This window comes from Streptomyces lusitanus, assembly GCF_042647945.1.
GTDB lineage: Bacteria > Actinomycetota > Actinomycetes > Streptomycetales > Streptomycetaceae > Streptomyces > Streptomyces pseudogriseolus.
Genome location: NZ_JBHRWL010000007.1, coordinates 144,876 through 158,752 on the forward strand (window position 1 = coordinate 144,876; position 13,877 = coordinate 158,752).

Annotated in this window: 12 protein-coding genes and 1 pseudogene; 8 read left to right on the forward strand and 5 right to left on the reverse strand. The window is 71.2% G+C overall.

Translation table 11 applies throughout. The features are described 5' to 3' along the window. Positions 1–44: 44 nt before the first annotated feature. Positions 45–1,067, forward strand: coding sequence for a DUF6215 domain-containing protein (locus tag ACFOSY_RS12465; RefSeq protein ID WP_394306834.1), 1,023 nt, complete (start codon positions 45–47; stop codon positions 1,065–1,067). A 123-nt stretch (positions 1,068–1,190) separates the two neighbouring features. On the opposite strand, the gene ACFOSY_RS12470 is transcribed toward ACFOSY_RS12465, so the two are convergent. After that, a complete protein-coding gene (locus tag ACFOSY_RS12470; protein WP_394306835.1) occupies positions 1,191–2,657 on the reverse strand; it encodes a non-reducing end alpha-L-arabinofuranosidase family hydrolase in 1,467 nt (488 codons plus the stop codon). 452 nt (positions 2,658–3,109) lie between these two features. On the opposite strand from ACFOSY_RS12470, the gene ACFOSY_RS12475 reads away from it, so the two are divergent. Then, on the forward strand, positions 3,110–4,558 hold the full coding sequence (locus tag ACFOSY_RS12475) for an endo-1,4-beta-xylanase (RefSeq protein WP_394306836.1): 1,449 nt from the start codon (positions 3,110–3,112) through the stop codon (positions 4,556–4,558). A gap of 337 nt (positions 4,559–4,895) precedes the next feature. On the opposite strand, the pseudogene ACFOSY_RS12480 reads toward ACFOSY_RS12475, so the two are convergent. Both ACFOSY_RS12480 and ACFOSY_RS12485 read right to left on the reverse strand, forming a co-directional pair. Beyond that, positions 4,896–5,186, reverse strand: a pseudogene (locus tag ACFOSY_RS12480) (ATP-binding cassette domain-containing protein); the annotation flags it as partial. A gap of 134 nt (positions 5,187–5,320) precedes the next feature. After that, positions 5,321–6,217, reverse strand: coding sequence for an SDR family oxidoreductase (locus tag ACFOSY_RS12485; RefSeq protein WP_394306837.1), 897 nt, complete (start codon positions 6,215–6,217; stop codon positions 5,321–5,323). 127 nt (positions 6,218–6,344) lie between these two features. On the opposite strand from ACFOSY_RS12485, the gene ACFOSY_RS12490 reads away from it, so the two are divergent. Further along, positions 6,345–6,917, forward strand: coding sequence for a TetR/AcrR family transcriptional regulator (locus tag ACFOSY_RS12490; protein WP_394306838.1), 573 nt, complete (start codon positions 6,345–6,347; stop codon positions 6,915–6,917). Positions 6,918–7,017: 100 nt separating this feature from the next. On the opposite strand, the gene ACFOSY_RS12495 is transcribed toward ACFOSY_RS12490, so the two are convergent. Then, positions 7,018–7,641 (reverse strand): hypothetical protein, encoded by a 624-nt coding sequence (locus ACFOSY_RS12495; protein ID WP_394306839.1) that lies wholly within the window; start codon positions 7,639–7,641, stop codon positions 7,018–7,020. Between the two features lie 146 nt (positions 7,642–7,787). Here ACFOSY_RS12495 and ACFOSY_RS12500 point away from each other — a divergent pair, with 146 nt between their 5' ends. Continuing rightward, entirely contained in the window at positions 7,788–8,120 is a 333-nt protein-coding gene (locus ACFOSY_RS12500; RefSeq protein WP_394306840.1) for a deoxyxylulose-5-phosphate synthase, read from the forward strand. Between the two features lie 446 nt (positions 8,121–8,566). On the opposite strand, the gene aztA is transcribed toward ACFOSY_RS12500, so the two are convergent. Continuing rightward, on the reverse strand, positions 8,567–9,310 hold the full coding sequence (aztA, locus tag ACFOSY_RS12505; protein ID WP_394306841.1) for a zinc ABC transporter ATP-binding protein AztA: 744 nt from the start codon (positions 9,308–9,310) through the stop codon (positions 8,567–8,569). Between the two features lie 14 nt (positions 9,311–9,324). Between aztA and aztB the strand changes: the two genes are divergently transcribed. From aztB to aztD, 4 genes are all read left to right on the forward strand, one after another. Beyond that, the gene (gene aztB, locus ACFOSY_RS12510; RefSeq protein WP_394306842.1) at positions 9,325–10,179 is read left to right on the forward strand and encodes a zinc ABC transporter permease AztB; all 855 of its coding nucleotides are present in this window, start codon (positions 9,325–9,327) and stop codon (positions 10,177–10,179) included. Positions 10,180–10,196: 17 nt separating this feature from the next. Continuing rightward, the gene (locus ACFOSY_RS12515) at positions 10,197–11,447 is read left to right on the forward strand and encodes a hypothetical protein (RefSeq protein ID WP_394306843.1); all 1,251 of its coding nucleotides are present in this window, start codon (positions 10,197–10,199) and stop codon (positions 11,445–11,447) included. Continuing rightward, positions 11,444–12,415: a zinc ABC transporter substrate-binding protein AztC gene (gene aztC / locus ACFOSY_RS12520; protein ID WP_394306844.1), complete on the forward strand. Its 972-nt coding sequence runs from the start codon at positions 11,444–11,446 to the stop codon at positions 12,413–12,415. Before ACFOSY_RS12515 ends, aztC begins: the two co-directional genes overlap by 4 nt. 149 nt (positions 12,416–12,564) lie before the next feature. Further along, on the forward strand, positions 12,565–13,770 hold the full coding sequence (gene aztD / locus ACFOSY_RS12525; RefSeq protein WP_394306845.1) for a zinc metallochaperone AztD: 1,206 nt from the start codon (positions 12,565–12,567) through the stop codon (positions 13,768–13,770). Positions 13,771–13,877: the final 107 nt, after the last annotated feature.

Sequence of the window (13,877 nt, forward strand, 5' to 3'; positions counted from 1 at the left end):
CTTCCATCACAGCCCAGGTGATCTTGTCCTGGTGAGATCACGGGATGCTCGGTTTCCTCGTCCGTCTCCTCCCCTTCTGGGTCCGCGAGCCGCTGCTCATCCTCGTCGGGACGGTGTTCGGCGTACGCATCCTGTACTTGGCCCTCGTCGACGACGCGGGATGGGTGGCGGCTGCCATCGGCGCGGTCTTTTTGCTGGGGACGGCGCTGCGCGTGCGCGTGGTCGTCCATGCCCTGCGCGCCCGCCGCCACCCGGCTCCGGCGCCCTCCACGGACGACGCGGGCGACCGGGCGGACGCGGAAGTCACCGCGCCCGCCACCCCCCAGCCGACGGCTCCGCCCGCGGTGAAACGCCCCGCCGAGAAGGAGCCGAACGCCTGGGGCCAAGCAGCCCTGGCCATCGGCCTCTTCGCGGTCATCGGGGCGGCCTTCTGGTTCCAGGACCGTCTGCCGACCCCCGGCGGCGACGACGGCGCCCCCCAGGCCGCCACCTGCCGGCACGACGAGGACGCGAAGCTGCCGAACGCCTACCGGACCACCCCCGGAGCCGTGACCGGCGAGGACCTGTGCCGGGCGCTCAACCTGCCCGCTCTGCCCAACCTCCTCGGCACGCCCACGGAGACCGCGACCTACGCCTCCGGCACCGACAACACCGCCCCGCTGACGGACCAGAAGGTCGCCCAGCCGGAGGCCAGGATCGAGTTCGACACGTATACGGTGGAGCTGTCGGCCACGTACAACAAGCTGACGGTCGACCAGTACCAGGGCCTGACGGCGTACGGGAACGAGACGGACGTCAAGAAGCTCACGGTTTTGGGCCGCCCCGCGCTGCTCACCTCGGACCACATGATGAAAATCCAGATCGACGTGGGAAGCGGCGGCGGCTCCGGCGGCCCGGTGGAGCAGGGACCGCTGGCGCGGACGCTGACCGTGGCCTTCGACGCCCAGGACCGGGGCGGTTCCTACGACTTCACCGTGTGGAGCGAGTCCGGCGCGCTGCCGGACGACCGCGCCGTGATCAGGATCGCGGAGGAGGTCCTGCCGAGGATCGCGCACGGGACGGAGTGAGCGAGGTACGGGACGAAGTGAGCAAGGCGCGCGGGAACGGCGGGGCGAACCCGGCTCGCGGCCGGGCCCGCCCCGCCGTTCCCCTCTCGGAACAGCTTCCCTTCGTCAGGCCGTACGGCCGGATCAGCGCCGCAGGGTCAGCAGACCCGGGCGGTAGGGCAGCAGGCCGTAGTCACCGCCGGAGTTGGGGCTGCGGCCCTGGTAGAGCAGCTGAAGGTTGCACGGGTCGACCGTCATGGTCTGGTCGGCGCTGGTGCGCAGCAGCTCGCCGTGGCTGATGTCGTTCGTCCACGTGGCGCCGCTGTTGGCCTTGCCGGCGAAGGGGTTGGACTCGCTCGCGGCCTGGGGCGTCCACGTGCCGGAGAGGCTCGTCGCCGTGAACGAGCGGAAGTACCGGCCCTGGGAGCCGATCGCTTCGACGATCATGAGGTACCGGTTCTGGCCCTGCAGCTTGTAGACCTGGGGCGCCTCGAACAGGTTGTTCGTCGAGTCGCTCATGACGACGGTCGCGCTCGAGCCGAAGCTGCCCGGGAAGTTCCCGATCGGCATGCTCGCCCGGTAGATCTTGCCGTTGTCGCCGGCGAAGAACAGGTACATGTTCGTGCCGTCACCGATGAGCGTCTGGTCGATCGGACCCGTGGGGGAGCCGGAGATGCTTCCGGAGAACAGCACCTGCTCGGACGACCACCCGTTGGGGTTGGTCGGGTCGGTCGACGTCCGGTAGGAGAAGGCGGTGCCGCCCCACTGGTAGGCCAGCACCCAGATGTTCTTCGGCGCGAAGTAGAAGAGGCTGGGCGCGACCGTCGAGCTGTTCATCGCGTTCTGGCCGGCCGAGGCCATCTCCGACCAGTCGCCGAAGAGGTTGAAGTTCATCGACCCCCACCGCGTCCCCATGTCGTGGGTCGTCGCGTACACGAGCTGCTTGCCGTTGTAGGGGGCGACGGTGAAGTCCTTGAGCGACACCCAGCCCGACCTGGGCTGCGCCAGCGCGCCCGTGGACGACCAGCGGTAGCTCGACGGCAGGTCGCAGGCGCCGGGGGTGTCGGAGCCGACCTTCACCAGCTGCCACTGCTGATTGGCGCCGCCCCAGTCGTCGTACTGGACGACGTTCGCGTTGTCGGCGGTGGACGCGCCCTGCACTTCGAGCGCCTTGCCGCTGTGCCGTGAGATGAGGCGTACGTATCCGTCGGAGCTGTCGGCGAGCCGCCACTGCTGGTTGGCGGCGTTCAGGTCGGTCCACTGGACGATCGAACCGCCGTTGGCCGTCGACCAGTTGTACACGTCCAGGACCTTGCCGGAGTGGCGGGACTTGATCCGGTAGTAGCCGTCCCCGGAGTCGACGAACTGCCACTGCTGCTGGGCCTGGTCGTTCCTCGGCCACTGAGTGATCCGGGCGCCGTCGTTCGTGGCCAGGTTGTACACGTCCAGCGCCTTGCCGCTGTTGCGGTTGACCAGCACGTACGAGGCGTTCGGGTCCACGGTCGCGGCCTCGGCCGGCTGGGCGCCGACGAACGCGGCCAGCAGCAACAAGGGCGCGAGCACGGCGAGCAGGCGTCTCGGACGGACCGGGGACGCGTGGCTGAGCCACATGATGAACCTCCTGGAAGTGGGGGTGAGGTGTCGCCGGGGAGCGGGGGAGCGGCAGCCGCGCCGGGATCGAACGTGTCGAATGTTTCGGGGCTTTCCCGGCCGCACGACGCCTCAAGCTAGGGAGACGGACGCGGCCGGTCAAGGGCTGTGACCGGCCGAAGTGGCAATTCGAAACATTCGAATGAAGGCCAGAAACTCTTTCTGCCGCAGGGGTTGACGGGTCGTCATCAACCCTCCACCATCTGTCTGGCGAACCGATCGCCGTTCGATTTGTCGAACAAGCTCGCCTCATGTGTCCTGCGAGCCCCGTGAGCCCCGCGCGTCCCCTGAGTCCTGCACGTCTCGTGAGTCCCGCACGTCCCCCGAGTTCCGCACATCTCGTGCGGGACGATGCCGCACCTCTGAGCCGCGGTGCCCGGTGAGTCCACTTCTCCTTCCTTGGAGGCACAGTCATGGGCTTTCACGCCCTCCCCAGAGCCGCCGCCCGGCGGTCACTCCGCGTCCTGATGCCGACGCTGCTCGTCGGCGCGCTCGGCTTCGCCGGCGCGGTGGCCGCACCGCCGCCCGAGGCACAGGCCGCCGAGAGCACCCTCGGCGCGGCCGCCGCACAGAGCGGCCGCTACTTCGGCGTCGCCATCGCCGCGAACAGGCTGAGCGACTCGACGTACGCGTCGATCGCCGGCCGCGAGTTCAACTCGGTGACGGCCGAGAACGAGATGAAGATCGACGCCACCGAGCCGAACCGGGGGCAGTTCAACTTCACCAACGCCGACCGCGTCTACAACTGGGCGGTGCAGAACGGCAAGGAGGTGCGCGGTCACACCCTGGCCTGGCACTCCCAGCAGCCCGGCTGGATGCAGAACCTCAGCGGCAGCTCCCTGCGCCAGGCGATGATCGACCACATCAACGGCGTCATGTCCCACTACAAGGGCAAGATCGCGCAGTGGGACGTCGTCAACGAGGCGTTCGCCGACGGCAGTTCGGGCGCCCGGCGGGACTCCAACCTCCAGCGCACCGGCAACGACTGGATCGAGGTCGCCTTCCGCACCGCGCGCGCCGCCGACCCGTCCGCCAAGCTCTGCTACAACGACTACAACGTCGAGAACTGGACCTGGGCCAAGACCCAGGCCATGTACAACATGGTGAAGGACTTCAAGTCGCGCGGCGTGCCGATCGACTGCGTCGGCTTCCAGTCGCACTTCAACAGCGGCAGCCCGTACAACAGCAACTTCCGTACGACGCTCCAGCAGTTCGCCGCGCTCGGCGTCGACGTGGCGATCACCGAGCTGGACATCCAGGGCGCGTCGCCGACGACGTACGCGGCCGTGGTCAACGACTGCCTCGCCGTCTCCCGCTGCCTCGGTGTGACCGTCTGGGGCGTGCGTGACATGGACTCCTGGCGTTCGGGCGACACCCCTCTGCTGTTCAACAACGACGGCAGCAAGAAGCAGGCGTACACCGCCGTGCTGAACGCCCTCAACGGCGGCAGCGGCGGCGACCCGGACCCGGAGGAGCCCGGCGACGGCACCGCGATCAAGGGCGTCGCCTCGGGCCGCTGCCTGGACGTGCCCAACGCGAGCACGACCGACGGCACGGCGGTCCAGCTGTACGACTGCAACGGCCGCACCAACCAGCAGTGGGAGCTGACCTCCTCCGGTGAGCTGCGGGTCTACGGCAACAAGTGCCTGGACGCGGCCGGCACCGCCAACGGCGCCAAGGTCCAGATCTACAGCTGCTGGGGCGGCGACAACCAGAAGTGGCGCCTGAACTCCGACGGCACCGTCGTAGGCGTCCAGTCCGGCCGCTGCCTCGACGCCGTCGGCGCGGGCACCGCCAACGGCACGCAGGTCCAGATCTACACCTGCTCGGGCGGCAGCAACCAGCGGTGGACCCGCTCCTGACGGGCCCCATCCCATCGACCGTGAGGGTCACCGGCGTACCGGCCGATGACCCTCACGCTCGGCTTCCTGCCCAGATGCGGCGCGTCCGGCGTCGTCGTGGGTTCCCCACCACCCCGCCTGGAGGGGGGCGCGTGGGCGTTCTCGCGCCGCTGGTTGTTCCGACGGTGTTCTGCCGCCCGCCGTAAGTCGTGCGCGACAATGCCCGCACGACTGGTGAGGGAGGCAGCGTGGACCGGGTGCAGTCGCGTGCGCGCGTCGTCCAGATCGGCGATCACGGTGGTGTCCGCGCCCGGGCGTGCCAGGAACCGGTCCATCAGCGCACGGGCGCGCACCCAGGGTTGACCAACGCCCGGGCGTAATTCACGCGTTGGCGCTCGCCTCCGGACGGCCGGCCCGGATAGGCGCGTGCGTGCTTCTGGATGCCCAGCATCTCCATGAGCTCACCCGCACGGGCAGCGGCCGCGCGCCGGCTCGTCCCGGACAGCCGGGCCGGAAGCTGGATGTTGTCGGTGACCGTGAGGCCGTCGAGGAGGTGGAGGAACTGGAAGGCGATGCCGACATGTTCGCGACGGAACGTGGCGAGGGCGTGCTCGCTCGGCCGGTCGATCCGCCGCCCCGCGACGATCACGAGGTGCTGAACCGGCCGCCCCTGCACCGTCCGACCCCACCGACGCCCGTGCCGCGCGGCGGGGCGGTCCCGCCGGAACCTGCTCCGGGGCGCGGCGGCCGGGCTGTCGGAGCGGCTGTACGGGCCGTGCCCGGTCAGGCGCGGAAGTAGTGCCCGGCCTCCAGGTCCCGAACGAGGCCGGGCCCGCTCGGTACCCAGCCGAGGAGTTCCCGCGTGCGCGTGCTCGACGCGGGCATGTCGGCGGCGAAGAAGCGGCCGATCCAGCCGAAGTGCCGCTCTGCGTCCTGCGGTTCGACCGAGGCCACGGGGACGCCGATCCCTCGTCCGATGGCCTCCGCGATCTGGCGCGCGGTGATGCCTTCCTCGTCCACCGCGTGCACGAGCGTCCCCGCCGGGGCCTTCTCCAGCGCCAGCCGGGTGAGCCGTGCGGCGTCGGAGCGGTGGACCGCCGACCAGCGGTTGGTGCCGTCGCCGACGTAGCCCGCGACGCCCTTCTCGCGGGCGATCGCGGTGAGGACCGCGATGAAGCCGTGGTCGCCGTCGCCGTGCACGGTCGGGGCGAACCGCATGCTCACCGTGTGCACGCCGCGCTCGACGTACTCCAGCGCGAGGTTCTCGCTGCCGCCTCGGGGGGAGTCCGGGCCGTGGAACGGTGACCGGTCCTCCTCGGTCACCGGGCGGCCCTGCGTCAGGCCGGCGATGCCGGACGCCAGCAGGAAGGGACGGCCCGATCCGGCGAGGGCGTCGCCGATCGTCCGCACGGCGGCTCGTTCGGCCCGGTTGGAGGCGGCGGGGTCGTTGAAGTCGTGCTTGTTGGCGAGGTGGAGGACGGCGTCGGCGGCCGCGGCGCCCTCCCGGATGCCGTCGAGGTCGTCGAGGTCGCCGCGGCGTACCCGGACGCCCTTCGCGTCGAGGGACGCGGCCGAGGCGTCGGAGCGGGCGAGCCCGGTCACCTCGTGGCCATTGGCGAGCAGCTCGTCGACCGCGGCCGAGCCGATCCATCCGGATGCTCCGGTGACGAAAACACGCATGGTGAAGCTCTCTTCCGATGTTCGAGCCCGGTCGATGCCGACCAGGCAGGCGATGTCAGTCACTGACGTCAGAGACTGGCATCACTGTAGCTGTCACGTCAGCGTCTGTCATCACTAAAGTGGGGGCATGGTGAGATGGGAGCCCGGGACGCGGGACCGGCTACAGGCGGCGGCGACGGAGCTCTACATCAGCCGCGGCTACGACAGGACGACCGCGGCTGACATCGCCCAGGCCGCCGGCGTCACGGAGCGGACGTTCTTCCGCCACTTCGCCGACAAGCGTGAGGTGCTGTTCGGCGGCCAGGAACTGCTGGAGCAGGCGTTCGTGGAGGGCGTGGCCGCGGCGGCGCCGGACGCGTCACCGCTCGAGATGGTCGAGGCCGGCCTGTGGGCGGCGGCGCCGTTCTTCGCGGCGGAGCGGCGCGACCACTCCAGGCGACGGCAGAGGATTATCTCCGAGAACCCCGCATTGCAGGAACGGGAGTTGTTGAAGATGGCGGGGATGGCCACGACCATCGCCGACGCCCTCCGGAACCGCGGAGTCCCCGACGTGACGGCCAGGCTGGCCGCGGAATCCGGGGTGACGGTGTTCGGCGTGACCTTCGGGACTTGGGTCGCCGAGGGCGAGGAGCGGTCGTTCACCGATATCCAGCGCGAGGTGCTGGGCGAACTCGTGGCGATGACGTCCGGCGCCAGGTGACCGGCGCGACGACGGATCGTCGACCTGGCCGTGCCGACCCGCCGCGACCACGACCGGCGGGCCGTCGAACTCACCCGCGCCGAGTGATCCACGCGGTGGGTCAGCGAAGCGGGAGGAGCAAGGCGCGGGCGAGGGCGGAAATCACCGGGGTGGTGTGGCAGGGGAGTTGCCGAGCGGTCCATGCGGCGGCCAGGTCGAGGAACTCGGTCAGGTCGTGTTCCGCTCCGGTGAGCAGGCGTCGTAGGTCGGCGGCGGCGAGTTCGATCGCGGGACTGTCGTCCCGGTCGGCGTCCACGGTCAGGCGGACGGCGTCGCGGTGGCGTTCGGCGAGCGGGGACGGGTCGTGACCGAAGGAAGCCCAGCCGGTCCCGTCGAGGACGTCGAGCCAGTCGCCGCGTTCCTCCAGGCCGTTGCAGCAGCCCGGGAGCAAGGTGACGCCGGAGGCGGTGTCCGTGACCCGCAGGCCACCGGAGACGAAGAGGTCGTCCATGGTGAGCAGCCCGTGCAGGAAGGAGCCGAGCGGGTCCGCGGGCCGCGGCGAGGAGTCGTCGGCCGCCGGTACGACGTCGTTGTGTGCGGCGATGCTCATGACCGCCGTGCCGACCTCGGCGGGCGTGAGCGCGCCGCTGAGCGGCAGGAAGCCGTACGGCTCGATCCCGGCGACGGGCCAGAGCGCGAAACCGGGGGAAGCGGCGACTTCGAGGACGGGTTGCAACACGATCACCCGGAGAGTGTGCGGTACGGCGCCTCCGTCCCGCACGGTCACCGTGCGACGGCCCCCGCCGAGAGGGATCTCCGAAGATCAATATAAGGAAGCCGGGCTCCCAAAAACGCGTCGAGCTTCGCGCAGGTGCCGCCTACCCTTGCCGCATGGGCCACGCGAAGACCTCCTACGTCTGTTTGCCCTGTCGGGCCTCGTACAAGCAGCCCTACGACAGGGACAGGCCGCACCGGGCCTGCCCTCGCTGCGCGGAGCCGCTGATCCACGTGGGGTCGGCCTTCGCGGCGCCCCCGCGCCGGGACGCCGCGGCCTGGCGGACGCTGTCCGTCCTCCTGCACGCCGGCGTCCGTTTCCACAAGAGCTGCTGCGGCGGGCCCGGATACCGTCCGCGTACGCTGCGGGAGGTGCGTGAGCGGATGACGTACGCCCGCCGCACGGGCGAGCCCTTCGCCAGGGCGCTCGTACGCCGCGACGTGCCGTGAGGGGGAAGGCGGAACGCACACGGTTCGTGACGCCACCGCCCGAGGGCTACAAACACCTCGTCGAGACGTACGGGTGAGCAGCCCGCGTTCCGAATGTGACACGGGCGAACGTCGACCTGCCCGCGAGGCCGTGATGCGGCTCAGACCGGCAGGTACGAGCTCGGCCTGTCGTACCAGCTGATGCGGAGCGCGTCGCGGGCGCGGGTCGCGGCTACCAAGAGCAGCGAGCGCGCCCTGAGCTTGCGGTGATCCGGCCGTCATGGTGCGTGCCGGGAAGCGCGGGCAGCGGCGGACCGCCTCGGCGTCGAACCGCTGGACCTCGCCGGGTGCGCGCGGGCCGTCCTCGTCGACGCGCTGACCATCCGCCGCGGGCATCGTACGGCGGCGTCCGAGGACCCAAGAGCACGGCGGCGCCGTAAGACCCTCGTGCCACCGACGCCGGCGTCTCAGGCCAGTCGCCACAACCGGGTGAGCGCCGCAGGGGTCAGGACCTCGCCGGGATGTCCCTGTGCCGCCAGACGTCCCTCGCGCAGCAGGAGACAGGCGTCGGCCGCGCGGGCGGCGTCCAGGTCGTGCGTGGCGTGGACGACGGTCACGCCGTCGGCGACCAGGTCCGCCAGCAGCGCCGCGATGCGCTCCCTGGCCTCGGGGTCGAGCCCGGTGGTCGGTTCGTCGAGCAGGAGCAGGTCCGACTCCTGGGCGAGCCCCTGGGCGATGAGGGCGCGCTGCCGCTGTCCGCCGGACAGGCCCCCGAGCTGACGGGCGGCCAGGCCGGCGACGCCCATGCGCTCCATGGCCGCGTCCACGGTGGCGCGGTCCCGCCGGGTCAGGCGGCGCCACGGGCCGCGTTCGCCCCAGCGTCCCATCTCCACGGTCTGCCGGACCGTCAACGGCAGCGCGTCACCGACCGCGCCGCGCTGGGGGACGAACGCCGGCTGCCGACTGCCGGTGTGGTGCAGCTCGCCCGCTGTGGGCCGGATCACTCCGGCCAGGACGCCGAGCAGGGTGGACTTCCCGCTGCCGTTCGGGCCGACGAGTGCTGTGGCCGCCAACGCCGGTATGTGCGCGCTGAGTTGGTGGAGCACCGGATGGCCGGCGTAGCCCGCGGAGAGCTCGGTGAAGCGGACGCGGAACGCCGTGTCCTCGGGAGCGGGGGAGGAAGGGCAGTATTTTTTGAACATGATTTTCATTGTAGTGTGCTCGCATGGAGTGGTTGACAGCCCCTTTCGAGGCGACCTTCGTTCAACGCGCCTTGTGGGGCGGGATTCTGGTGTCGGCGATCTGCGCCCTGGCGGGCACCTGGGTGGTGCTGAGAGGCATGGCCTTCCTCGGTGACGCCATGTCGCACGGACTGCTGCCCGGAGTGGCACTCGCCGCCCTGCTGGGCGGCAACCCGATGGTGGGGGCGCTGCTGAGCGCGGCGGTCATGACCGCCGGTGTCACCGTCCTCGGCCGCACCCCGAAGCTGTCCCAGGACACCGGTATCGGGCTGTTGTTCGTGGGGATGCTGTCGCTCGGCGTCATCATCGTGTCGCGGTCGCAGTCCTTCGCCGTGGACCTGACCGGCTTCCTCTTCGGCGACGTCCTCGCCGTGCGCGAACAGGACCTGGCGCTGCTGGGCACGGCCCTCGTGCTGGCCCTGACCGTCTCGGTCCTCGGCCACCGCGCCTTCCTGGCCCTGGCGTTCGACCCGCGCAAGGCGCGCACCCTCGGGCTGCGTCCGCGCCTGGCCCACGCGGTGCTGCTCGGCCTGCTGGCGCTGGCCATCGTCGCCTCCTTCCACATCGTGGGGACGCTGCTGGTGCTGGGCCTGCTCATCGCCCCGCCGGCGGCCGCGCTGCCCTGGGCGCGCGGTGTGCGGGCTGTGATGGTCCTCGCGGCACTGCTCGGCACGGCCGCCACCTTCTTCGGCCTGCTGCTGTCCTGGCACCTGGGCACCGCCGCCGGCGCGACCGTCTCCGCCCTGGCCGTGACCCTGTTCTTCCTCTCCCACCTGGCGTCCGGCATCCGCCACCGCCGCAAGCGCCCGGCCGGCATCCGTCCGCCGGCGACCGACTGAGAAAGACCTGAGAGGCGATGTCCTTGTCCGTCCGAAAAAACGTCACTGCCGGGGTGCCGGCCGCACTCGCGGCCCTCGCGCTGCTCACCGCGGGCTGCGCGGGGCAGGACGACGACACGTCCTCCCGGAAGGGGAGTTCCACGGCCTCCGCCACCCCGCACGGATACGTCGAAGGGGCACAGGAGGCGGCCGAGCAGCAGTCACGGCTGGTGCTCAACGACCCGGTGACCGGAGACACCCGGACACTGGACCTGATCACCGGCAGGACGTACGAGACGTCCCGGACGACGGGCGCCACGGACCTCACCACGGACGGCCGGTTCGGCTACCTGCACGCCGAAGACGGCACCCGCGTCCTCGACACCGGCGCCTGGACGGTGGACCACGGCGACCACGTGCACTACTACCGCGCCGCGATACGCGACGCCGGCAGGTTCCCGGCGGGCCCGGGCGCGCGGGTGCGGGGCGACGCGGCCGTGACCGCGGTGACCGGTGAGGACGGCCGGGCCACGGTGTACCGCCGGGCCGGCCTGGAGAAGGGCCGCGTCGGCACCCCCCGCACGCTCCCCGGAACCCACGCCGGGCCGGTGGTGCCGTACGCGGAACACCTGCTGACCCTCACCCGCGACGGGAGGAACGGCACACCGAAGGTCGCGGTGTACGACCGTGCGGGCGGACGCGTGACGTCCCCGGACGCCACCTGCGAGGACCCGGCGGGCGACGCCGTCACCCGGCGCGGCGTCGTCTTCGGCTGCGCCGACGGCGCCCTGCTGGTCCGCGAGGACGACGGGCACTTCACGGCCGAGAGGATCCCGTACGACCGCGGCCTGCCCGCGGGGGAACGGGCGTCGTCCTTCCGTCACCGCGCGGGCAGCGACACCCTCACCGCACCGGCCGGGGACCGGGCCGTGTGGGTGCTGGACGTCACCGAACGCACATGGACCCGCGTGGAGACCGGCCCGGTCGTCGCCGCCAACACCGCCGGAGAGGGCTCCCCGCTGCTCGTCCTGGAGACCGACGGGGCACTGCACGGCTACGACACCGCCACCGGCGAGCCGGTCGCCCGGACCGGGCGGCTCCTCACCGGAGACCCGCGGGCGGGCACCGGCGGACGCGGACCCGTCATCGAGGTCGACCGCAGCCGCGCCTACCTCAACGACCCGGAAGGCAGCCGCGTGCACGAGATCGACTACAACGACGGCCTGCGCGTCGCCCGCACCTTCGACCTGGACATGAAGCCGGCGCTGATGGTGGAGACCGGACGATGACGACACCGAAACGAACCGTTCTGCGGCTGCGCCGCCTCCTGGCGGCCCTGATCACCTTCGCCTGCGCGAGTACGGCCACCGCCTGCGCGAGCGGCGACGACCGGCCCCGGGTCGTGGTGACCACCAACATCCTCGGCGATGTGACCCGCGAGGTCGTCGGCGACCAGGCCGACGTCACCGTACTGATGGAGCCCGGCGCCGACCCGCACTCCTTCGGCCTGTCGGCCGTGCAGGCCGCCGAACTGGAACACGCCGACCTGGTCGTCTTCAACGGCCTGGGCCTGGAGGAGAACGTACTGCGGCACGTGGAGGCCGCCCGCGAGTCCGGCGTCGCCACCTTCGAGGCCGGCGGGGCGGTGGACCCGCTCACCTTCCGGAAGCAGGCCGACGGAGGCCCCGAGGAGGAGGCCGGACAGCCCGACCCGCACTTCTGGACCGACCCCGACCGCGTACGCAGGGCCGCCGGCCTGATCGCCGGCCAGGTGATCGAGCACGTGGACGGCGTCGACGAGGAGGCGGTCCGGGACAACGCCGAACGCTACGACGCCCAACTCGCGCGCCTCACCACCTGGATGGAGAAGTCCTTCGACCGCATACCCGAGAACCGGCGCGCCCTGGTCACCAACCACCACGTCTTCGGCTACCTCGCCGACCGCTTCGGCTTCCGGGTGATCGGCGCGGTCATCCCCAGCGGCACCACCCTGGCCTCACCCAGCTCCTCCGACCTGCGCTCGCTCACCGAGGCCATGCGCGAGGCGGGCGTGCGCACCGTCTTTGCCGACTCCTCCCGGCCCACCCGCCTGGCCGAGGTCCTGCGCACGGAACTCGGCGGCGAGGTACGCGTCGTCGAGCTCCACTCCGAGTCGCTGACCGGGAAGGGCGAAGGCGCCGACACCTACCTGCGGATGATGCGCGCCAACACCGAGGCCATGACCGACGGTCTGACCGACGCCGGCATCACCGGCTGACCCCGCGTCACCGTGCGCCCGGCAGGGTGACCGCCCGGCACGGTGACCGCCCGGCGCCACCCGCCACTCACCCATGACCAGTCACCAGTTACCACCCACCACTCATCACACCGAAGCCGTGTCCGCGCGGCTGTAAGGAAGCACACACAGTGAACACGCCGATACGCAACAGAGCCGTCTCCGGCACGGCCCTCGCCCTCGCGGTGTCCGCGGTCCTCACCGCCTGCGGGGGAGGGGACGGCGCCCCGTCCGACGCGAAGGCGGCGAAGGCGACGCCCCGCACCACACCCGCCGGCGACGTCAGGGACCCGCTGGTCGCCACCTTCGACGGGGGCCTCTACATCCTGGACGGCGACAGCCTCGAACTCACCAGCACCATCGAGCTGCCCGGCTTCAACCGGGTCAATCCCGCCGGAGACGACGACCACGTCATCGTCTCCACCGACACGGGCTTCCGCGTCCTCGACGCCACCGCGCAGACCCTCACCGGCATCACCTACGAGGGAGCCAAGCCCGGACACGTCGTACGGCACGCCGGCCGGACGGTGCTCTTCACCGACGGCACCGGAGAGGTCAACGTCTTCGACCCCGCCGACCTGAGCAGTGGCAGGAAGCCGCAAGGACGCACCTACACCTCTGCCGAGGCGCACCACGGTGTCGCCGTCGAACTGAGCAACGGCGAACTCCTCACCACCCTCGGCACCGAGGAGAAGCGCACCGGGGCCCTCGTCCTCGACAAGAACGACAAGGAGATCGCACGCAACGAGGACTGCCCCGGTGTCCACGGCGAGGCCGCGGCTCAGGGTGAGGCCGTCGCCGTCGGCTGCGAGGACGGCGTCCTGATCTACAAGGACGGTGAGTTCACCAAGGTCGACGCCCCCGACGACTACGGCCGCATCGGCAACCAGGCGGGCAGCGACGCGTCACCGGTCCTCCTGGGCGACTACAAGACCGACCCGGACGCCGAGCTGGAACGGCCGACCCGCGTCTCCCTCGTCGACACGCGGACCGCGAAGCTGCGCCTGGTCGACCTCGGCACCAGCTACTCCTTCCGCTCACTGGGACGCGGACCGCACGGCGAGGCGCTCGTCCTCGGCACGAACGGCACCCTCCACGTCATCGACCCCGAGACCGGCGAGGTGGAGAAGAGGATCCCCGTCGTCGGCGCGTGGCAGGAACCCCTCGACTGGCAGCAGCCCCGGCCCACCCTCTTCGTCCGCGACCACACCGCGTACGTCTCCGAACCGGGCGAGCGGAGGCTCCACGCCGTCGACATCGAGACCGGGGAGAAACTGGCGTCGGTGACCCTGCCGAAGAGCACGAACGAACTCTCCGGCGTCACCGCCGGCCACTGACGGCCGGCCCGGCACGGTGCCGGCGCCCCGGTCCGCCGGACCGCTCCGGCGGACCGGGGCGAGGACGCCACGTAGGTGTGGGACGCACGGACGCACGGACGCGTCGG